The sequence below is a fragment of the Streptomyces albofaciens JCM 4342 genome, from assembly GCF_008634025.1.
Classification (GTDB): Bacteria; Actinomycetota; Actinomycetes; order Streptomycetales; family Streptomycetaceae; genus Streptomyces; species Streptomyces albofaciens.
The window spans coordinates 1104715-1122508 of the sequence record NZ_PDCM01000001.1 but is presented as its reverse complement, the minus strand read 5'-3'; the positions used below and the strand labels follow the sequence as shown (position 1 = coordinate 1122508).

Annotated in this window: 21 protein-coding genes and 1 tRNA gene; 8 read left to right on the top strand and 14 right to left on the bottom strand. The window is 70.2% G+C overall.

All coding sequences use genetic code 11. The features are described from left to right. The first annotated feature begins 348 nt into the window (after positions 1-348). Positions 349-1260, top strand: coding sequence for a hypothetical protein (locus CP973_RS05275; protein ID WP_150237987.1), 912 nt, complete (start codon positions 349-351; stop codon positions 1258-1260). A gap of 94 nt (positions 1261-1354) precedes the next feature. Here CP973_RS05275 and CP973_RS05270 read toward each other — a convergent pair whose 3' ends face one another. Beyond that, on the bottom strand, positions 1355-1669 hold the full coding sequence (locus tag CP973_RS05270) for a hypothetical protein (RefSeq protein ID WP_150237985.1): 315 nt from the start codon (positions 1667-1669) through the stop codon (positions 1355-1357). A 98-nt stretch (positions 1670-1767) separates the two neighbouring features. Between CP973_RS05270 and CP973_RS05265 the strand changes: the two genes are divergently transcribed. After that, positions 1768-1995: a DUF4287 domain-containing protein gene (locus CP973_RS05265; protein ID WP_003984087.1), complete on the top strand. Its 228-nt coding sequence runs from the start codon at positions 1768-1770 to the stop codon at positions 1993-1995. 103 nt (positions 1996-2098) lie between these two features. On the opposite strand, the gene CP973_RS05260 is transcribed toward CP973_RS05265, so the two are convergent. Next, positions 2099-2959 (bottom strand): Bax inhibitor-1/YccA family protein, encoded by an 861-nt coding sequence (locus CP973_RS05260; RefSeq protein WP_150237983.1) that lies wholly within the window; start codon positions 2957-2959, stop codon positions 2099-2101. A 261-nt stretch (positions 2960-3220) separates the two neighbouring features. Further along, on the bottom strand, positions 3221-3619 hold the full coding sequence (locus CP973_RS05255) for a rodlin (RefSeq protein WP_053701067.1): 399 nt from the start codon (positions 3617-3619) through the stop codon (positions 3221-3223). 237 nt (positions 3620-3856) lie between these two features. Here CP973_RS05255 and CP973_RS39855 point away from each other — a divergent pair, with 237 nt between their 5' ends. Beyond that, complete coding sequence (locus CP973_RS39855) at positions 3857-4006, top strand: hypothetical protein (RefSeq protein ID WP_158712074.1); 150 nt, start codon at positions 3857-3859, stop codon at positions 4004-4006. A gap of 98 nt (positions 4007-4104) precedes the next feature. Here the strand turns inward: CP973_RS39855 and CP973_RS05250 are convergent, their stop codons facing one another. The 5 genes from CP973_RS05250 to CP973_RS05230 all read right to left on the bottom strand — a co-directional run bounded on the left by CP973_RS05250 (position 4105) and on the right by CP973_RS05230 (position 6818). After that, complete coding sequence (locus CP973_RS05250; RefSeq protein WP_150237981.1) at positions 4105-4506, bottom strand: rodlin; 402 nt, start codon at positions 4504-4506, stop codon at positions 4105-4107. Positions 4507-4712: 206 nt separating this feature from the next. After that, positions 4713-4979, bottom strand: coding sequence for a hypothetical protein (locus CP973_RS05245; RefSeq protein ID WP_244409287.1), 267 nt, complete (start codon positions 4977-4979; stop codon positions 4713-4715). A gap of 277 nt (positions 4980-5256) precedes the next feature. After that, complete coding sequence (locus CP973_RS05240) at positions 5257-5490, bottom strand: chaplin (RefSeq protein WP_150237977.1); 234 nt, start codon at positions 5488-5490, stop codon at positions 5257-5259. 277 nt (positions 5491-5767) lie between these two features. Next, on the bottom strand, positions 5768-6169 hold the full coding sequence (locus CP973_RS05235; RefSeq protein WP_060728591.1) for a rodlin: 402 nt from the start codon (positions 6167-6169) through the stop codon (positions 5768-5770). 358 nt (positions 6170-6527) lie between these two features. Beyond that, positions 6528-6818 (bottom strand): hypothetical protein, encoded by a 291-nt coding sequence (locus tag CP973_RS05230; protein ID WP_150237975.1) that lies wholly within the window; start codon positions 6816-6818, stop codon positions 6528-6530. A 355-nt stretch (positions 6819-7173) separates the two neighbouring features. Between CP973_RS05230 and CP973_RS05225 the strand changes: the two genes are divergently transcribed. Further along, positions 7174-7680: an STAS domain-containing protein gene (locus CP973_RS05225; RefSeq protein ID WP_150237973.1), complete on the top strand. Its 507-nt coding sequence runs from the start codon at positions 7174-7176 to the stop codon at positions 7678-7680. Between the two features lie 146 nt (positions 7681-7826). Here CP973_RS05225 and CP973_RS05220 read toward each other — a convergent pair. Further along, positions 7827-7908 (bottom strand) — tRNA-Leu (locus tag CP973_RS05220). 426 nt (positions 7909-8334) lie between these two features. Between CP973_RS05220 and CP973_RS05215 the strand changes: the two genes are divergently transcribed. Then, complete coding sequence (locus tag CP973_RS05215; protein ID WP_150237971.1) at positions 8335-9114, top strand: ABC transporter ATP-binding protein; 780 nt, start codon at positions 8335-8337, stop codon at positions 9112-9114. 46 nt (positions 9115-9160) lie between these two features. After that, on the top strand, positions 9161-11704 hold the full coding sequence (locus CP973_RS05210) for an ABC transporter permease (RefSeq protein ID WP_150237969.1): 2544 nt from the start codon (positions 9161-9163) through the stop codon (positions 11702-11704). A gap of 75 nt (positions 11705-11779) precedes the next feature. Here the strand turns inward: CP973_RS05210 and CP973_RS05205 are convergent, their stop codons facing one another. Further along, entirely contained in the window at positions 11780-13090 is a 1311-nt protein-coding gene (locus CP973_RS05205; RefSeq protein ID WP_150237967.1) for an SAM-dependent methyltransferase, read from the bottom strand. Between the two features lie 225 nt (positions 13091-13315). After that, entirely contained in the window at positions 13316-14728 is a 1413-nt protein-coding gene (locus CP973_RS05200; protein WP_150237966.1) for an NAD(P)/FAD-dependent oxidoreductase, read from the bottom strand. Positions 14729-15177: 449 nt separating this feature from the next. On the opposite strand from CP973_RS05200, the gene CP973_RS05195 reads away from it, so the two are divergent. Together CP973_RS05195 and CP973_RS05190 are read left to right on the top strand one after the other, a co-directional pair. Next, the gene (locus CP973_RS05195) at positions 15178-15450 is read left to right on the top strand and encodes a type II toxin-antitoxin system Phd/YefM family antitoxin (protein WP_150237964.1); all 273 of its coding nucleotides are present in this window, start codon (positions 15178-15180) and stop codon (positions 15448-15450) included. After that, positions 15447-15716: a type II toxin-antitoxin system RelE family toxin gene (locus tag CP973_RS05190; RefSeq protein WP_150237962.1), complete on the top strand. Its 270-nt coding sequence runs from the start codon at positions 15447-15449 to the stop codon at positions 15714-15716. Before CP973_RS05195 ends, CP973_RS05190 begins: the two co-directional genes overlap by 4 nt. A gap of 46 nt (positions 15717-15762) precedes the next feature. On the opposite strand, the gene CP973_RS05185 is transcribed toward CP973_RS05190, so the two are convergent. The 3 genes from CP973_RS05185 to CP973_RS05175 all read right to left on the bottom strand — a co-directional run bounded on the left by CP973_RS05185 (position 15763) and on the right by CP973_RS05175 (position 17775). Then, positions 15763-16707, bottom strand: a complete 945-nt coding sequence (locus tag CP973_RS05185) for a Ppx/GppA phosphatase family protein (RefSeq protein WP_150237960.1) — start codon at positions 16705-16707, stop codon at positions 15763-15765. After that, positions 16704-17240, bottom strand: coding sequence for a DUF501 domain-containing protein (locus CP973_RS05180; protein ID WP_150243169.1), 537 nt, complete (start codon positions 17238-17240; stop codon positions 16704-16706). Before CP973_RS05180 ends, CP973_RS05185 begins: the two co-directional genes overlap by 4 nt. An 85-nt stretch (positions 17241-17325) precedes the next feature. Continuing rightward, a complete protein-coding gene (locus CP973_RS05175) occupies positions 17326-17775 on the bottom strand; it encodes an FtsB family cell division protein (protein WP_150237958.1) in 450 nt (149 codons plus the stop codon). Between the last annotated feature and the right edge of the window lie 19 nt (positions 17776-17794).

The window sequence follows — 17794 nt, the reverse complement described above, 5'->3', positions numbered from 1 at the left end:
GCGGCGCCCGTCCCGCCCCGCGCGCCCCGGGTGGGGCGCCCATTCCGCCCCGCGCGCCGCACACGTCCCACGGGCGCGCCTCCTCCGCACCCTGTGTCCCAACTGACGCACACAGAGCGACCATCGGTGACCTGGCTCACCGGTTGACGAGATCGCGATCAAAACCCCCCATGGATTGTGACCAAACCCCCCAAGGTGGGGTGTCCCCGCAGGTCAGCGCGGTGTCACCCGAACGCACCAGGTCCAAATCCCCCTCCAGCTCAGGCCCTCGGCCACTGGGACCGGTCGCCGACGACCGGCAGCCTGATGTAGGAAGTCGGGGGACATTCTGCTAATGGGAGTACGTCAGTGAGCGCCATCACTCTTGCCCTGCTGCTGGCCGCGGCGGTCGCCGTGGCCCTGGGAGCGGCCGCCCTGTACACCGCCCACGCGCTGCGCCGCCAGGTCGCCGGGCTGCGCGCCGAACTGCTCGCCGCGCACGCCGAGACCCGCGCCGAGGCCCGGGCGCAGGCCGTCGCCGCGAGCATCCCCGCCGCCCGCCCGGCCCCGGCCGCCGAGTACGCGCTCGCCGACATACGGGCCGCCGTCGCCGACGCGCTGGCCGAGGAGCGGGAGCGCGAACTGGCCGAGGCGCGCGCCTTCTGGGCCGCCCAGGAGGCGCGGGACGCCGCCGACGCCCCGTCCCTGCTGGGCCCGCTGGACGGCGGCACCGACCACCTCGACCCGCACGAGCGGCTGGACGACCCGTTCTTCCTGCCCCGGCAGGCCGACCTGGCCGGGCTGGAGCCGCTGCTCGGCCCGGACGCGCCGTACGCCGTGGACGGCCCGGGCGCCCTGGAGCCGGTGGACGCGCTGGAGAGCGAGACGGCCGAGGAGACCGAGTCCGCCGAGCTGGCCGCCGCGCGCCGCCGCCACCCCTCGCACCCCGACTTCACCCCGTCGCCCGCCATCGGCGACCACGAGCGCACCGTCAACCGCCTGGAGGAGCTGGCCCGCGACCGCACCCCGCTCGCGGACGTCCGCCCCGGCCCGCTGGGCACCCTGGACGTGTACGTCTTCACCGACGGCACCACGATCTGCATGACGCCCGGCCACCGGGAGACCGCCGAGCGCGTCGCCGCGGCCCTGCGCGAAGGCAGCGCCCCGGTCCTCCTGGGCGGCTCCGGCGTCTCCGGCGCCTTCGCCCTGACCTTCTCCTGGGGCCCCGCCACCACCGAAAGCGTCTACATCCTCGCGGACCGCGTCATCGCGTCCCTCTGAGCGCTGCCGACGGCCGGCGGGAGGCCTCGCGTCCCGCCGGGAATCCTCGCGTCCCGCCGGACATCCGGCCGGAAGCAGCCGTTCCCCGGCGGCCTCAGCAGCGCCCCGCGGCCGCCCGCACCAGCTCCAGCGCCGACGTCAGCGCCCGCTCGTCCCCCGCGGCGCGCACCGCCTCCACCAAGTCGTGCCCGGCCACCGCCACTTGGTCGCCGACCGCGAACATCCCCGCGTCCGGCAGCTCGTACGGTTCCCGCCGGGGGTTTTCCAGGCGCTGCGCCCGGTCCGCCAACTCGCGGGCGAGGGCGAGCGCTTCGGCCGCCGCACCGCGCGCCAGAGTGCTCTGCGGCAGCGCCCGCAGGCGGTCGGCGAGGGCGTCCACAGCGGTCTGCAAAGGCGTCACGTCAAGCACAGGCCGAGCTTATGCGCCACTCCCGGGTGGTTGCCAACACCCGAACGGTCAGGCACGGTGGGCTGAAGGACCAGCATCGAACGCGTCCGGAGGCGCCGATGTCTCAACTCTTCTCCGAAGAGACCCACCGGAACCTGCTCTCCCGTATCCCCCACTGCACCGGTCGCGAAGTGTCCGACTGGCTTCGCACGGTAGACGAAGGCCCCGCTCTCTTCCGCTTCGAGGAGAAGGTCAGCTGGCTCCGGGGCGAGCACAACCTCGCCTACGGGCACGCCAAGGCGATCGTCCACGAATACGACCTCAGGCGCGCAGCGCGCAAACTCTGACCGTGCCCGCCCGGAACGCCGAAGGGCCCGCGGGGAGTTCCCCACGGGCCCTTCGTCATGTCCGTGCACCGGGCGCCGGGCCCGGGAGCCCGGCGGCGCCGCGTCAGTCCCGCAGGATCGAGATCAGCCGCAGCAGCTCGGTGTAGATCCACACCAGGGTCACCGTCAGGCCGAACGCGGCCAGCCAGGACTCCTCGCGCGGAGCGCCGTACGCGATGCCGTCCTCGACCTGCTTGAAGTCCAGGGCGAGGCACAGCGCGCCGAGCACCACGCCGACGACGCCGAACAGGATGCCCAGGCCGCCGCTGCGGAAGCCGAGGCCGTCACCGCCGCCGAAGACCATGAACAGCATGTTGACCATCGACAGCAGCACGAAGCCGAGCATCGCGATGAGCAGGTAGCGCGTGAAGCGGGCGGTGACCCGCACGATGCGGGTCTTGTAGGCGACGAGCATGGCGACGAAGACCGCCATGGTGCCCATCACCGCCTGCATGGGCGCGCCGCTCAGCTTCGGGAGGTCGTTGATCGCGCCGCTGAGCGCGCCGAGGAAGATGCCCTCGAAGGCCGCGTAGGTCAGGATCAGGGCCGGCGACGGCTTGCGCTTGAAGGACTGGACGAAGCCCAGCACCATCGCGATCAGGCCGGCGGCGACGGCGAAGCCGAGGCTCTTGGTCAGGAAGATCCAGCCGACGGCCGCACCCGCGATGACCGTGCCGAGCGTCATGCCGGTGCGCAGCACGACGTCGTCCATGGTCATCCGGCCGGTCTGCGGCGCGTACGACGGCGCCTGGGCGGCCTGGGCGGCGTCCTGGGCGTAGGGGTTGCCGGGCTGGGCGTACGGGTTCGTTCCGGCGTAGGGGTTCGCTGCGGGGCCCCCGGCCTGCGGCGGCGCGTTGAAGCCGGCGTAGCCGTTGTTGTCGCGGCTGAACCCCCGTCGCGAGAAGACCGGGTTGCTGCTCCTCATCTCACTCCTCCATGGCCGCCGTGCGCGGCCTTCCCACAAGGGTAATGGCTTGGCAAAAGCGCGTTCTAGTTCTTGAGCAGGATCTTCACCCCTACCGCCGGTGGTCAATCCTGCGCGCGAACGATGTGCGCCGGTAGATCTCCGTATGGAGGACGTACGGGAGGCCGAGAAGGTGCCCGGACGCCGTCGAGGGACCGTACGCGGGCGGCGTGCGGTCCCTCAACGGATTTCGGCGGCCGGCGCTTCGGCCGCCGGTGACGGTCACTCGTTGTTGGTGCCGTTCTGGGAGAGGAGCGGCAGCTTGTCGATGAGGTGCGACAGGTGCTGGTCCTGCTGGCTCTCGGTCGAGTTCTCGACACACTGCTGGTTCTGGTCCGAGGACAGGATGTCCTGTACACCGATGTTGATCAGCGCCACGATGTTCTGCACGTTCTGGATCGGGATACCGATGCAGAGCTTGTTCAGCGAGTTGCCGATGAGCGTGGCGCTCGGGCTCATGTCGCCCTCGGTGCGGTTGTTGCCGAACGACTGGGCCGAGTGGTTGCCGTTGGCCGTCCCCGTGTCACGGCCGTCGCCCACCGCCATGGCCTGCGGAGCGGCCGCCGCGGAGATACCGACCAGAGACGCGGCAACCGCCACGCCCGCCATCATCTTGTTCATCTCGAAACCCCTTCAGGAAATGAACTCCCATGACGAAGGGAGCCCTGTAAGCAACAACCGGTCACGGCCGGGAAAGTTGCGCATCATCACCCGAACAGATCGACATTCCAGTTCCCGGACCGGTGTCCCACTCTTCCGTGTGGCTTTCGGCGGCACCGGACGGGGACGATTCCCCGGTCCGCCGGACAGCGAAAGGACAAAGATTCACGTATGGCAGCCCCGAGGGACGCGACTCGCGTGCAAGAGGAAATCGTCGACGCGGTGCGCCGCGGCGACGACGCCGGCGTCGACACCCTGCTCGGCCGCTTTGCCCGGGTCGCCGATTTCGAGGCCCTGATGAGTCTGCGCCGTGCGTTGCTGGAGAAGCCGGACGACGAGACCGGCTGACCGCGGCGCGGCCGCCGGCGGCGGCACAGGAAAAGGGCCCGCGCTGCCGGCCGGCGGCATTGCGGGCCCTCACACCGTTCACGCGGCGACGGTGCCCGTCACTGGTTGTTGGTGCCGTTGACGGAGAGGATGGGGAGCTTGTCGATGAGGTGCGACAGCGGCCCGTCACCCTGGACCTGGGACGAGTTCTCGACACACGTCTGGGTCTGGTCCGAGGACAGGATGTCCTGCAGACCGATGTTGACCAGGGCCACGAGGTTCTGCACGTCCTGGACCGGCAGCGCGATACAGGGCTTGTTGAACGAGCCCTGGATGAGCGCGAACTGCGGGCTCATGTTCCCCATCGTGGACATGTTGCCGTACACCTGGGCCGCACCGTTGCCGTTATAGGTGCCGATTTTGCGGGCGTCGCCGACCGCCGATGCCTCTGGGGCGGCGGCGGCCGCGATACCTACGACAGAAGCAGCCGTGGCTACTGTTGCCAGCGCCTTCTTGATCATGTGTGATCCTTCGCGTTTCGGGATGCTCTTCACCCGGGGCAGTGTGAACAACTCGGTGTGCCGAGCTTGGTTTTGCTCCATCACTCAAATGATGTGGTGCACAACTGAGGGGAACAGCTGTGCCGCCGACCGGCACAGCGGCCGTCTCTTACTGACCGTGACGCCCCGGGAATTCGGCCGCGACCGGCAGCAAATCGCGGAACGGGCTACTTTCCGGACGCCTTGGCCACCTCGACGCCCTTGAGCCCCGGCGTCTTCTGGGCGACATCACCGACGGCGCGCACCAGTTTCCTCGTGGCGGGGGAATCCTGGAGGTCACTGGAAGTCTCCTCGACCGTCCTGACCACCGGGTCCAGCTGTCGGCCGTCCAGCTGCTTGTTCTTCAGAGCTTCCGCAAGCCCACCGTTGATGCTGAAACTCGGCCCCTGGCCCGGGGTACCGGCGAAAACAGGGGACGCCACTCCCAGGGCCATGGCGGAACCAGCCAAAAACGCGGCAGTCTTTGCGTACTTCACTTTCCGCTGTCCTTTCCTGAGCGGTGCTTTCGGCGATCGCAAGCCAATGCGCCGCGCGACCTTTCCGGCATTGCCCGGACCACCGCCCTTTTGGTGTTCAACGATTTCGGCCCGAAAGAGAAACCCAACCGTTTCGCCGCTTCCCGGCCCCCTCGAACGCGACCGGCCCCGGCACGCTTGGCTGGCGCGCCGGGGCCTTTCGCTCCATCCTCTGCTACCCGTCCGACGCGATACGTCAGTCGTTGACGCAGGTGTTGCCGAACGCCGGGTTCAGCAGCCCGATGATGTCGATCGAGTTCCCGCAGAGGTTGACCGGGATGTGAATCGGGATCTGCAGGACGTTGCCGGAGAGGACGCCGGGGGAATTCTGCGCGGCGCCCGAGGTACCCGCGTCGGCGAACGCCGGGGTGGCGGCCCCGACCGCCATGAGCGTTCCAGCAGCGACTGCGGCAACCTTCGCGTACTTCACTTTCAGCCCTTTCCGCAGCGGAGTCTGAAACGGTCACGTCCTTCGTGCCGCACGGGCGTCCTCAGGATTGCCCGTAACACCGCCACCAATATTCGTAACGATTCGTCCGCGCTGACGAAACTCCCGAGAAGTCGATTTTCACGAGGAATCGCCCAGATGGTTCAGCGCGGGCCAGGATAGAAGACCAGCCGGAACTGCGCGCTTTTCGTCAAGCGCAAAGGCCCGAGTCGATCAGGAGGAGAGAACCGACGTCCCGGGCCTTTTACGGTACTCCGGCTCAGCTGTTGTTGACGCCGTTCTCGGACAGCAGCGGCAGCTTGTCGATGATGTGCGACAGCGCCTGGTCGCCCTGCGACTCGGTCGAGTTCTCGACACACTGCTGGTTCTGGTCCGAGGACAGGATGTCCTGTACGCCGATGTTGATCAGCGCCACGATGTTCTGCACGTTCTGGATCGGGATGCCGAGGCAGGGCTTGTTGAGCGTGCCCTGGATCAGGCTCAGCTGCGGGGACATGTCGCCCTCGGTTTCGGAGTTGCCAAACGCCTGCCCCGCGCCGTTGCCGTTGGCGGTCGATGTGCCGCGTCCGTCGCCGACCGCCATGGCCTGCGGAGCCGCCATGGCCGAGACACCGACGATGGACGCAGCTACGGCCGTGGTGGCCAGGAACTTCTTGATCACGATTCACCCTTCTCGAAGCGGAGTGTCCGTTTCCGGAGCGTCCTGGACAACTCGCGTCCGCAAGTTCAGTTTCGCCGGTTCACCCGAATGCCACGAAACCGTAGACACATATCACCGCACTGCCGGGCGGCCGGCCGGACACCGGTCGAGCGGAAGTTGCGGAAACCGGTCGCGGGCGTTCGGTGTCGCGTGAATGAACGAAACCGCCACCGCCGCACTCGCCGCGCCTTTTCCCGGATCTGCTGTCATAATCCCGCCGCACCGCCACCGCACAGAGAAAGGCCCCGCGCGCCGCGGGGCCTTTCGAGGTCTCAGCGGACCGGCGGCACGCGGTGCCGCCCGTCCCGCCGGAGTCGGTTCACTGCTCGACGTTGCCGATCGCCAGGCCGACCTTGGTGACGTTCTTCTTGTACTTGAACTTGTATGTGTCGTTGTCGCTGTACGTGTACGCCTTGTTGTCGTTGTACTCGTTGTGCTCCTTGTGCACGCGGTCACAGTGGAACTTGCCGTACTTGGCAGCGCAGTTGCTGCCGGAGGTGTGGCGCGGCGCGTCGTCCCAGGACGCTGCGGAGGCCATGCCCGAGAGCGGAACGATGGCAAGGGCGGCGATGGCGACCGAGCCGGCGGTACGACCGATGAACTTGCGCATGCTTTCTCTCCTCGTGCGCAGAAATGTGACACCGGATGTCTACCGCGACCGCTTCCGATCGAACACGCACTGCCATGTGATATATCTGTTCGGGTCCGAAGTGCGACCATTTGCAGCACCAGCGTTTCCCCCGTGGAAATGCTTGCGCTATCCACGGCCGCGCGCATTCGCGGGGTGCGCCGAATGCGGCCGTCCCGCCCGGCTCCGGGCCGGTGCCGACGGCGTCCGGGCGGCCCGGACGGCCTGCCGGAGCGACCCGGCGCCGCGGGCCCGGACAGCCCCGCCCGGCACACTGGGCGGTAACGGGGATTCGCCCCGGGAGCCCGGCCCGGCCGGGCGCACACGTGGAGGAGCGATGTCCCAAGGCAAACGGCGCCTGACGATCACCACGGTCGTCGACGCCGAGGAGTGCGCGGTGCTCCGGGTGGCCGGGGAACTGGATGTGCACGCCGAGCGGCAGTTCCTGGACGAGTCCGGGGCGGTGATCGCCGCCGGGCACCGGTTCCTGGTGCTGGACCTGACCGCGCTGCGGTTCTGCGACTCCCGCGGCCTGAACTGCCTGCTCGCCCTGGAGTGGCTGTGCCGGCGGCTGAACGGGCGGCTGCTGCTCGCCTCCCTGGGCGTCCGCGTCCTGCACGTCCTCCTGGTCACCCGGGCCGTGGACGCGCTGGCCTGCTTCCCCACCGTCGGCCACGCGCTGGCCGCCGTACCGGCCGGGATCCGTCCGGCCTGGCCGCCCGGCAGCGGGATGTCCTCCGAAGGGGCCGCGGGCGACGGGGACGGCCGGTACGCCGGGGCCGACGAGGGCGTCAAGCCGGGGGACGAGGACGCGCACCGCCCGTACGATCGGGAGCAGCCGTAGCGCGAGGCCGGGGCGGGAGCCGGCCGGGACCGGATCCGCGCGGTCCGCTTGCGGACACCTGCCGACGGCGGGACGGTGGCGGGCGGGCGCCGCGGAACGACCGCGCGGCGGGCGGGCCGGTCCACGGCGCCGGCGCCCATGTGCTGTGCCCGGAGCCGGACTTGAACCGGCACGGCCCGAAGGCCAGCGAGGTTTAAGCTCGCCGTGTCTGCATTCCACCATCCGGGCCTGGGATCCCCCATGCCACCTCAAAGGGGGCAGCACGAGCCTAGCCCGCGGTACCGTCTGAACAGGGGGCCGTCTTCCCGAGGTTGTCTTATTTTCTTGGCAACTGAGGGTTCATCAGCGGCTGGTACGGGCCTTCGGCACATGCCTGCGGCCCACCCTCGCCGTTCCGGCGCCCGCCCCGGGCCGGGCCCGGATTGACGGAAACTCGATGCCGTGCGTGCGCCCCCGCGAGCGCCCTCCCCGCCCCCTGCTCCTCGGGGTCGCCGTCATACCCAGGGATGACCGAAGGGCCGTACGGATACCCCGCAGGGCTCCCCCAGGACCGGCTCACGGGCTGACGTTGTCGTACCGAAGCCTCCCCCACGATGGAAAGGGCCGCGTTCCACCGGCCCCGACAGTTCCGACGTGCGACAGGAGTCCCTTCCCGTGACCAGCCCCCACACCGGCGTTCCCACCGCCACCCGCACCACGGTGGCCGCCCGCGCCACGGATCTCACCAAGGTCTACGGACAGGGCGAGACCCAGGTGGTCGCGCTGGACCAGGTCTCGGTCGAGTTCCGGCAGGCCGAGTTCACCGCGATCATGGGCCCGTCCGGCTCCGGGAAGTCCACGCTCATGCACTGCATGGCCGGGCTCGACGCGATCTCCCGCGGCTCGGCCCTGATAGGCGACACCGAGCTGAACGGCCTGAAGGACAAGCACCTGACCCGGCTGCGCCGCGACAAGATCGGCTTCATCTTCCAGGCGTTCAACCTGCTGCCAACCCTGACCGCGCTGGAGAACATCACGCTGCCGATGGACATCGCGGGCCGCAAGCCCGACCGGCAGTGGCTGGACCGGGTCGTGCAGACGGTGGGCCTGTCCGGGCGGCTCAAGCACCGGCCGAGCCAGCTCTCAGGCGGCCAGCAGCAGCGCGTCGCGGTGGCCCGCGCGCTGGCCTCCCGCCCCGAGATCATCTTCGCCGACGAGCCCACCGGCAACCTCGACTCCCGCTCCGGCGCCGAGGTGCTGGGCTTCCTGCGCAACTCCGTACGGGAACTGGGCCAGACCGTGGTGATGGTGACCCACGACCCGGTGGCGGCGGCCTACGCGAACCGCGTCGTCTTCCTCGCCGACGGGCGGATCGTCGACGACATGACCGACCCCACCGCCGACCGGGTGCTGGAGCGCATGAAGGGCTTCGACGCCAGGGGCCGGGTCAGCTGACCCGCGCCCGCAGCCCGTCCACCGCCCTTCTCCCACAGGACTGACGATGTTCCGTACCGCCGTGCGCAACGTGCTCGCGCACAAGGCCCGGCTGCTGATGACCGTCCTCGCCGTCATGCTCGGCGTGGCCTTCGTCTCCGGCACCCTGGTCTTCACCTCCACCCTCTCCGACGCCCAGCAGAAGAGCTCGCAGAAGGGCTTCTCCGGTGTCGACGTGGCCGTCCAGCCGCACCGCTCGGACGCCGCCGACGCCACGCCGGGACCGGCGCCCAAGCTGAGCCGGGCGCTGCTCGACAAGGCGGGCAAGGTCCCGGGCGCCGCCGGCGCCACCGGCACCGTCGAGGGCTTCACCGCCATCGCCGACAAGAGCGGCAAGCTCGTCGGCAGCGGCTTCAGCTCCCGGGGCCGCAACTACTTCCCGGGCCCGGACGGCAAGGACGACCGCTTCCCGATGACGTCGGGGACCGCGCCCCAGGGCGCCGGCCAGGTCGCCCTGGACTCCGGGACCGCCGAGAAGACCGGCTACAAGGTCGGCGACACCGTACGGCTGTCCGTCGACGGGCCGGTCCGCGAGGCGAAGGTCTCCGGCATCTTCACCACCGAGGACGGCGCGGTCGCCGCGGGCGGCAGCCTCGCGCTGTTCGACACCGCCACCGCGCAGCGGCTGTTCGCCATGCCCGGCGGGTTCAGCGAGATCGACGTCAAGGCCGCGCCCGGCACGTCCCAGGAGGCCCTGAAGGCCGCGGTCGACAAGATCCTCCCGGACACCGCCGAGGCCGTCACCGGCAAGAAGCTCGCCGACGACCAGGCCGAGATGATCGCCAGGAGCATGGACAGCATGAAGACCGGCCTGCTGGTCTTCGCGGGCATCGCGCTCTTCGTCGGCATCTTCATCATCGCCAACACCTTCACCATGCTGGTCGCCCAGCGCACCAAGGAGCTGGCCCTGATGCGGGCGGTCGGCGCGAGCCGCCGCCAGGTCACCCGCTCGGTGCTCATCGAGGCGTTCGTGGTCGGCGCGGTCGCCGCCGTCACGGGCCTGCTGGCCGGTATCGGCATCGGCGCCGGGCTGCGCGCGCTGACCGGCGCGCTCGGCACCGTCCCGGACGGCCCGCTGGTCGTGGCCCCGTCCACGGTCGTCGCCTCGCTGCTGGTCGGCATCGTGGTGACGGTGCTCGCCGCCTGGCTGCCGGGCCGCCGCGCCGCGAAGATCCCGCCGGTCGCCGCGATGAACAGCGTGCACGCCGCGGCGACCACCAAGTCCCTGGTCGTACGGAACGCCATCGGCGCGGTGCTGGCCGCCGCGGGCACCGCCTGCGTGCTGGGTGCCACCGCCGTGGGCGCCGACGAGGGCAAGGCGCTGATGGGCCTGGGCGCCGGGCTGCTGCTGATCGGTGTCTTCGTGCTGACGCCGCTGCTGTCCCGCCCGCTGATCGCGGCCGCCGCGCCCGTCCTGCGCGCCTTCGGCATCTCGGGCAAGCTGGCCCGGCAGAACGCGGTGCGCAACCCGCGCCGCACGGCCGCCACGGCCTCCGCCCTGATGATCGGGCTCACCCTGGTCACCGGCCTGACCGTGATCGCGGGCAGCGTCCAGAAGGGCGTCGACAAGATGGCGACCGACGCCCTGAAGGCGGACTACGTCGTCGGCATGGCCAACCGCGGCCCGCTCTCCCCCGACGTGGCGAAGAAGCTGGCGGCCGACCCGAAGGTCACCGCTTCCAGTCCGCTGCGCAACTCCCCCGCCCGGATCGGCGGCGAGACGGAGTACCTGACCGGGGTCGACGGCAAGGCGATCGGTGAGCTGACGAACCTGAAGTTCACCGCGGGCTCCTTCGACGGGCTCGGCGAGGCGAAGGCGAACCGCGCGGTCGTCGACAGCGGCACGGCGAACCGGCACGGCTGGCAGGTCGGCTCGACCTTCGCGGCGACGTTCGAGGACGGCGAGAAGGGCCGCCTCACCGTCTCCGGCGTCTACGAGGGCAACGACATGCTCCAGGGGATCATGCTGGACACCTCCGTGCTGGCCCCGCACCAGAAGCACCCCACCGACATGCAGGTGATGGTCAAGACCAAGGACGGCGCCACCGAGGCCACCAAGGACGCCCTGGTCGAAACCCTCGGCAAGAACCCGGCGATCTCCGTCCAGGACAAGAAGGACGTGTCCGAGGGCATCGCGCAGATGGTCAACCTGATGCTGAACATGCTCTACGGGCTGCTCGCCATGGCCGTGGTCGTCGCGGTGCTCGGCGTGGTCAACACCCTGGCCATGTCGGTCTTCGAGCGGCAGCAGGAGATCGGCATGCTGCGGGCGATCGGCCTGGACCGGGTCGGCATCAAGCGGATGGTGCGGCTGGAGTCGCTGGTGATCGCGCTGTTCGGCGGGGTCCTCGGCATCGGCCTGGGCGTCTTCTTCGGCTGGGCGGCCGGTGAGCTGATCGGCGCCTCGATGGACACCTACGAGCTGGTGCTGCCGTGGGGCCGGATGGGCATCTTCCTGGCGCTCGCCGCGGTGGTCGGCATGCTGGCCGCGCTGTGGCCGGCCCGGCGGGCCGCGAAGCTGAACATGCTGGCGGCGATCAAGGCCGAATAGCCGGCACGACGGAGCCCCGGTGTCCGGCCGCCGCGCGCGGTCCGGACACCGGGGCTCCGTCGTGTTCCCGTTCGGTCAGCCGCGCCACTCGCGGGCGCGCAGCGGCAGCCCCGAGGTGCCGGACTCCGGCGTGCGGACGGCCAGGACCTGGTTGACGCCTATCCGGTTGCGCTCGAAGGACAGCGCGGAGGCGGCCATGTACAGCCGCCACACCCGGGCCCGGCCCGGCGTCGTCAGCCGTACCGCCTCCTTCCAGTGCGCCTCCAGGTTGGCCACCCAGGCGCGCAGCGTCAGCGCGTAGTGCTCGCGGATCGCCTCCACGTCCCGTACCTCGAACCCGGCGTCCTCCAGCTGCCCGACGGTGCGGCCGACCGGGGCCAGCTCGCCGTCCGGGAAGACGTACCGGTCGATGAACTCGTCGACGTGGTAGGAGTCCTCGTCCGCCAGCGGGCGGCGCGCGATCTGGTGGTTGAGCAGCCGTCCGCCGGGCTTGAGCAGCGCGTACAGGTCGGCGGCGTACTCGGCGTAGCGGGCGCGGCCGACGTGCTCGGCCATGCCGATCGAGGAGATCGCGTCGAACGGCTCGTCGTGGACCTCGCGGTAGTCCTGGACACGGATCTCGATACGGTCCGCGAGACCGGCCTCGGCGACGCGCTTGCGGCCGTAGGCGGCCTGTTCCTCGGAGAGGGTGATGCCGACGACCCGTACGCCGTACTCACGGGCCGCGTGCAGCGCCATCGAGCCCCAGCCGCAGCCCACGTCGAGCAGCCGCTGTCCCTCCTCCAGGCGCAGCTTGCGGCAGATCAGGTCCAGCTTGTCGCGCTGGGCCTCTTCCAGGGTGGCGTCCGGGCCCTCCCAGTACGCGCACGAGTAGACCATCGACGGGCCGAGCACCAGCTCGTAGAAGTCGTTGCCCACGTCGTAGTGGTGGCTGATGGCTTCCTTGTCGCGGCGCAGGGTGTGCAGCGGGCCGTGGCTCTTGGGGGCCTCTTCGGCGGGCGGCTTGGGCGGTACGGGGAGGCCCGCCAGGGCCACCAGTTCGCGGGCAGCGGCGCGGATCTCCGGCTTGGCCAGAGCGCGCAGGACGGCGGCACGCTGTGGCTTCTCGGCGGCCGTACCGCGTTCCCAGATCAGCCCCGACAACAGGTCCAGGGCCTTGTACAGATCGCCCTCCACGTCGATGTCACCGGCCACCCAAGCGCGCGCGAGGCCCAACTCGCCCGGTTTGAACAGGAGACGGCGAAGGGCGCGGCGGTTGCGTATCACCAGCACGGGTGCTCCCGGCGGGCCGTACTCGCTGCGGTCCCAGGCGCGGATGCGGACCGGGAGCGGGGCTCCCAGCACCTCCTCGGCGAGCTTGGAGAGCCGTCCAGCGGCGTCGGCCATGTCGCACACCTCCGTGTTGACGGGACGGGTGAAGAAGTTTCACCCACCACGTAAACGCCGTTCGGGAGTCCCGGTAGTCCCGCTCGTTCGTAAGGGAACAGCAAAACGACCACGGTGCGCCACAACGAATACGCCGAAGGGGCGGCCGCACCACGGATGGCAGCCGCCCCTTCGGCGGTGGTGTACGGGGGACGCGCGCCGGGCGGCGTCACCCCAACGGGAAGGTCAGGAAGCCTTGGCCTTCGCCTTGTCGCTGTTGTCGTCGGCCTTCGCCTTGTCGTCGGCCGCGGCGGCGGGCGCCGGGGCCGGCTTGGCGGCCTCGTAGAACTCCTCGCGGGGGTTCTCCATGGCGCCGAGCGAGGTGATCTCGCGCTTGAGGAACATGCCGAGGGTCCAGTCGGCGAAGACGCGGATCTTGCGGTTGAAGGTCGGCATCGCCATGCCGTGGTACGCGCGGTGCATGTACCAGGCCAGCCGGCCCTTCAGCTTGATCTTGGTCTTGCCCAGGACGATCATCGCGACGCCCTTGTGCAGACCCAGGCCCGCGACCGCGCCCTTGTTGGCGTGGCTGTACTCCTTCTGCGGGAAGCCCCGCATACCGGAGATCACGTTGTCGCCGAGGACCTTGGCCTGGCGCAGCGCGTGCTGGGCGTTCGGCGGGCACCAGGCGTTCTCGTTGCCCGCCTTGCGGCCGACCAGGTCCGGGACCTGGGCGTTGTCGCCGGCCGCCCAGATGTAGTCGGTGCCCTGCACCTGGAGGGTGGCCTGGGTGTCCACGTGGCCGCGCGGGCCCAGCGGCAGACCGAAGCGGGAGAGCGCCGGGTTCGGCTTGACGCCGGCGGTCCACACGATGGTGTTGGCGTCGACCTCCAGGTCGTTGCTCAGCACCACGTGGCCGTCGACGCAGGACTTGGTGCTGGTGCCGAGGTAGATCTCGACCCCGCGGCTCTCCAGGTGCTCCTTGCCGTACGCGCCGAGCTTCGGGCCGACCTCGGGCAGGATCTTGTCCGCGACGTCGACCAGAATGAAGCGCATGTCTTCGCGCTTGACGTTCTTGTAGTACTTCGCGGCGTCGCGGGCCATGTCCTCGACCTCGCCGACGGTCTCCGCGCCGGCGAAGCCGCCGCCGACGAAGACGAAGGTCAGCGCCTTGCGGCGGACCTCCTCGTCGGTCGTGGAGTCGGCCTTGTCGAGCTGCTCCAGCACGTGGTTGCGCAGGCCGATGGCCTCCTCGATGCCCTTCATGCCGATGCCGTTCTCGGCGAGGCCGGGGATCGGGAAGGTGCGGGAGACCGCGCCCATGGCGATGACCAGGTAGTCGAAGGGCAGCTCGTACGCCTCGCCGACCAGCGGCGCGATCGTGGCGACCTTGCGGTCCTGGTCGATCGTGGTGACGCGGCCGGTGAGGACCTCCGCCTTCGGGAGCACGCGTCGCAGCGGCACCACGACGTGGCGGGGAGAGATGCTGCCGGCAGCAGCTTCAGGGAGGAAGGGCTGGTACGTCATGTACGAGCGCGGGTCGACGACCGTGACCGTCGCCTCGCCGTACCGCATCTTCTTGAGGATGCGGCGTGCCGCGTACAAACCTACGTACCCACCGCCTACAACGAGGATCCTGGGACGCTCCGTGGTGCTCATGCAATCGAGTATCCACCCCCACTCGGAGCACCCCTCGTGAGCCCCTTCACAAGGTTGCGGGGGGCATCTGCTACACTCCGCGCCTTCGTGATCGACGCCATAGCTCCACGGGGGAACCACCGTACCCTCCGAAGCGTTGGACACCCCCGTTGATCAGGGATTGCGACCTCGGGAACGGGTGGACCAGCCGCCCCGTAAGGATCTCTTTAACACCGCTGAAACCGCACATTTTTGCGGCGTCAGGGGCCTACGGCCTCAGAAGTAGGGCCTGGTGCCCGGTTTGTGCGACCGGTGGGCGGTTTTTTCATGTGAAGAGTTTCACGAAGTTTTTCGCGGAAGGGGGCCTTCAGCGGCCCCGAAGGGGCGGATGGCCCCTGGACGAGGGGCAGTCGAGCACCCTGAATCCGCGGAGCGAAGCCCGTGTACACGGACATGCGTACGCTGCCGCCATGACGGAGAACACCGTGACCGTACGGGACGCCCGCGCGCACCTCGCGGACCACATCAACCGGGCCGAGGAAGGCATTCCGACGGTCATCACGCGTAACGGCGCTCCAGTGGCGGCCGTGGTTCCGATCGCGGACTTCGAAGCGCTGGAGGAAGCGGCCGACATGATGCTGGCGCGCGAAGCGGAAGCAGTCCTGGCCGAAGGCGGCCCCACGGTGACGATGGCGGAACTGCTGGCGGATCTCTTCACCGAGCGCGACCAAGACGCCGCATGAAATACGCGTTCCGCTTCACCGCGGCGGCGCAGCGGCGGCTGCGGGCCATCGACCGGCCTGCCGCGATGCGCATCCTGGCCGCGCTGACCGCGCTCGGCGACGACCCGTACCGGGAAGACGTCGACGTCAAGAAGCTCATCGGTCCGTCCGGTCTCTACCGGCTCCGAGTCGGCAACTACCGGGTCGCCTACCAGGTCGAGGACGGCGAACTCACCATCCTCGTCGTCGAAGTCGGCGACCGGCGCGACGTCTGCCGGAACATCTGACGGCCCGGCCGCCCGGCCGTCGAGCCGGGCGGCCGTCGCTCAGCGCCTACGCGCAGCTCCAGGCGATCCCGTCCAGGATGTCGTGCTCCGAGACCACGACCTCCGCCGCCCCGGTCCGTTCCATGACCGACAGGAGGACGAGGGCGCCCGCGGCGATGACGTCCACGCGGCCCGGGTGCATGGCCGGGATCCGGGCGCGCTCCTCGTGGGTGGTGGTGAGGAGGCGGTGGGTGATCTCGCGGACCCGGTCCAGGGGGATGCGGGAGTGGTGGATGGCGGCGGAGTCGTACTCGCTCAGGCCGAGGGCGATGGCGGCGACGGTGGTGACCGAGCCGGCCAGGCCGACCAGGGTGCGGGCCTCGGGGAGGGGGACGGTTTCCGCCGCCTGGTCCAGGGCCCGGGCGATGTCCGCCTCGATGGCGTTGATCTGCTCCTCGCCGGGCGGGTCGGCGATGATCCGGCCGTCCCGTACGAGGTGGCGTTCGGTCATCCGGACGCAGCCGATGTCCACGGAGCGGGCGGCGCGCACGGCGTCCGAGCCGAGGACGAACTCCGTCGAGCCGCCGCCGATGTCGACGACCAGGTAGGGGACGTCGAGGTCGGTGCGGCCGGTGAGTTCCTTCGTCGCGCCGGTGAAGGAGAACTCGGCCTCCTGGTCGCCGGTGATCACCTCGGGCTCGACACCGAGGATGTCCACCACGCCGCGTACGAAGTCGTCGCGGTTCTCCGCGTCGCGGGAGGCGGAGGTGGCGACGAAGCGGACGGCTTCGGCGCCCAGGTCCTCGATGACGCCGGCGTACTCGCGGCAGGCCGCGAAGGTGCGCTCCAGGGCCTCGGGGGCCAGGCGGCCGGTGCGGTCCACGCCCTGGCCCAGGCGCACGATCGTCATCCGGCGGTCCAGGTCCTTCAGCTCGCCGGTCGCCGGGTCGAGGTCGGCGACGAGCAGGCGGATGGAGTTGGTGCCGCAGTCGACGGCGGCCACGCGCTTCATTCGCCTTCTCCTTCACCGGGCTCCTGGCAGGGGTTCACGCACGGGCCCTTGCGCCACCACTGCGGCAGCATCGCCAGCGCCTCGTCGCCGAGCGGGTTCACGCCGGGGCCCGCCGCCAGCGAGTGGCCGACCAGGACGTGCAGGCACTTGACCCGGTCCGGCATGCCGCCCGCGCTCGGGAATCCCTTGAGCTCCTCGATGGCGTCACGGCGCCGGATGTAGTCCTCGTGGGCGGCGCGGTACTTCGCGGCCAGCTCCGGGTCCCGGCCCAGCCGCTCGGTCATCTCCTTCATCACGCCGTTGGCCTCCAGCGTGCCGATCGCGGAGGCCGCGCGCGGGCAGGTGAGGTAGTAGAGCGTGGGGAAGGGGGTGCCGTCCTCCAGGCGCGGGGCGGTCTCGACGACGTCCGGCTGCCCGCAGGGGCAGCGGTGCGCGATGGCGCGCAGGCCGCGCGGCGGGCGGCCGAGCTGTTCCTTGAAGGCCGCGATGTCCGCCTCGGTCGGTTCGGTGCGCTCGGTCTGCGGCGGGGGCATGCGGTGTTCAGACACGGACATGATGCTTTCGGTTGTGTGGTGGTGCCGGGCAGGAGGGCGGGGCAGCTCAGGTGCCCGGGCCAGGCTACTTGTCGGCGGCGTCCAGGCCGTTCCAGATGTTGTCGTACCAGGGACGTTCCGCGGCGCCCCGGCCCGTGCGCCGCTTTCCGTCGCCGGAGCCGTCCTGGACGATGTAGCCGGTCTCCCCCGGCATGACGTAGTGGAGGTGCAGCCGGGCCTGCTGCCGTACGTATTCGGGGTCCTGCCAGCGGGCCTTCTCGTCGCGCAGCTCGTCGGCGCGCTGCGCGGCCCGCTCGGCCTGGCGGCGCTGGTCGGCGATCTCGGCGCGCTGCGAGATGTACTGCCGGGTGGGGTAGGCCAGGGCGACGACCAGCGAGCACAGGACCAGGGCGAGCAGTGCCGCGCGGCCGGTCAGGCGGCCGCGGCGGCGCGGGCGGGCGCGCTGGACGCGGGCGGCGGCCTGCTCGCCGAGCGCCTTGAGCCGGGTCGCGGTGGAGAACCGTTCCGCGGACACGTCGCCCTCCCTGGGTGAG

Coding starts and splice junctions, on each gene's coding strand:
- CP973_RS05265 (WP_003984087.1), top strand. CDS start 1,768: ATGTCTCAACTCTTCTCCGAAGAGACCCACCGGAACCTGCTCTCCCGT.
- CP973_RS05260 (WP_150237983.1), bottom strand. CDS start 2,959: ATGAGGAGCAGCAACCCGGTCTTCTCGCGACGGGGGTTCAGCCGCGAC.
- CP973_RS05255 (WP_053701067.1), bottom strand. CDS start 3,619: ATGAACAAGATGATGGCGGGCGTGGCGGTTGCCGCGTCTCTGGTCGGT.
- CP973_RS05250 (WP_150237981.1), bottom strand. CDS start 4,506: ATGATCAAGAAGGCGCTGGCAACAGTAGCCACGGCTGCTTCTGTCGTA.
- CP973_RS05245 (WP_244409287.1), bottom strand. CDS start 4,979: ATGGCCCTGGGAGTGGCGTCCCCTGTTTTCGCCGGTACCCCGGGCCAG.
- CP973_RS05230 (WP_150237975.1), bottom strand. CDS start 6,818: ATGCGCAAGTTCATCGGTCGTACCGCCGGCTCGGTCGCCATCGCCGCC.
- CP973_RS05225 (WP_150237973.1), top strand. CDS start 7,174: ATGTCCCAAGGCAAACGGCGCCTGACGATCACCACGGTCGTCGACGCC.
- CP973_RS05210 (WP_150237969.1), top strand. CDS start 9,161: ATGTTCCGTACCGCCGTGCGCAACGTGCTCGCGCACAAGGCCCGGCTG.
- CP973_RS05205 (WP_150237967.1), bottom strand. CDS start 13,090: ATGGCCGACGCCGCTGGACGGCTCTCCAAGCTCGCCGAGGAGGTGCTG.
- CP973_RS05200 (WP_150237966.1), bottom strand. CDS start 14,728: ATGAGCACCACGGAGCGTCCCAGGATCCTCGTTGTAGGCGGTGGGTAC.
- CP973_RS05195 (WP_150237964.1), top strand. CDS start 15,178: ATGACGGAGAACACCGTGACCGTACGGGACGCCCGCGCGCACCTCGCG.
- CP973_RS05190 (WP_150237962.1), top strand. CDS start 15,447: ATGAAATACGCGTTCCGCTTCACCGCGGCGGCGCAGCGGCGGCTGCGG.
- CP973_RS05185 (WP_150237960.1), bottom strand. CDS start 16,707: ATGAAGCGCGTGGCCGCCGTCGACTGCGGCACCAACTCCATCCGCCTG.
- CP973_RS05180 (WP_150243169.1), bottom strand. CDS start 17,240: ATGCCCCCGCCGCAGACCGAGCGCACCGAACCGACCGAGGCGGACATC.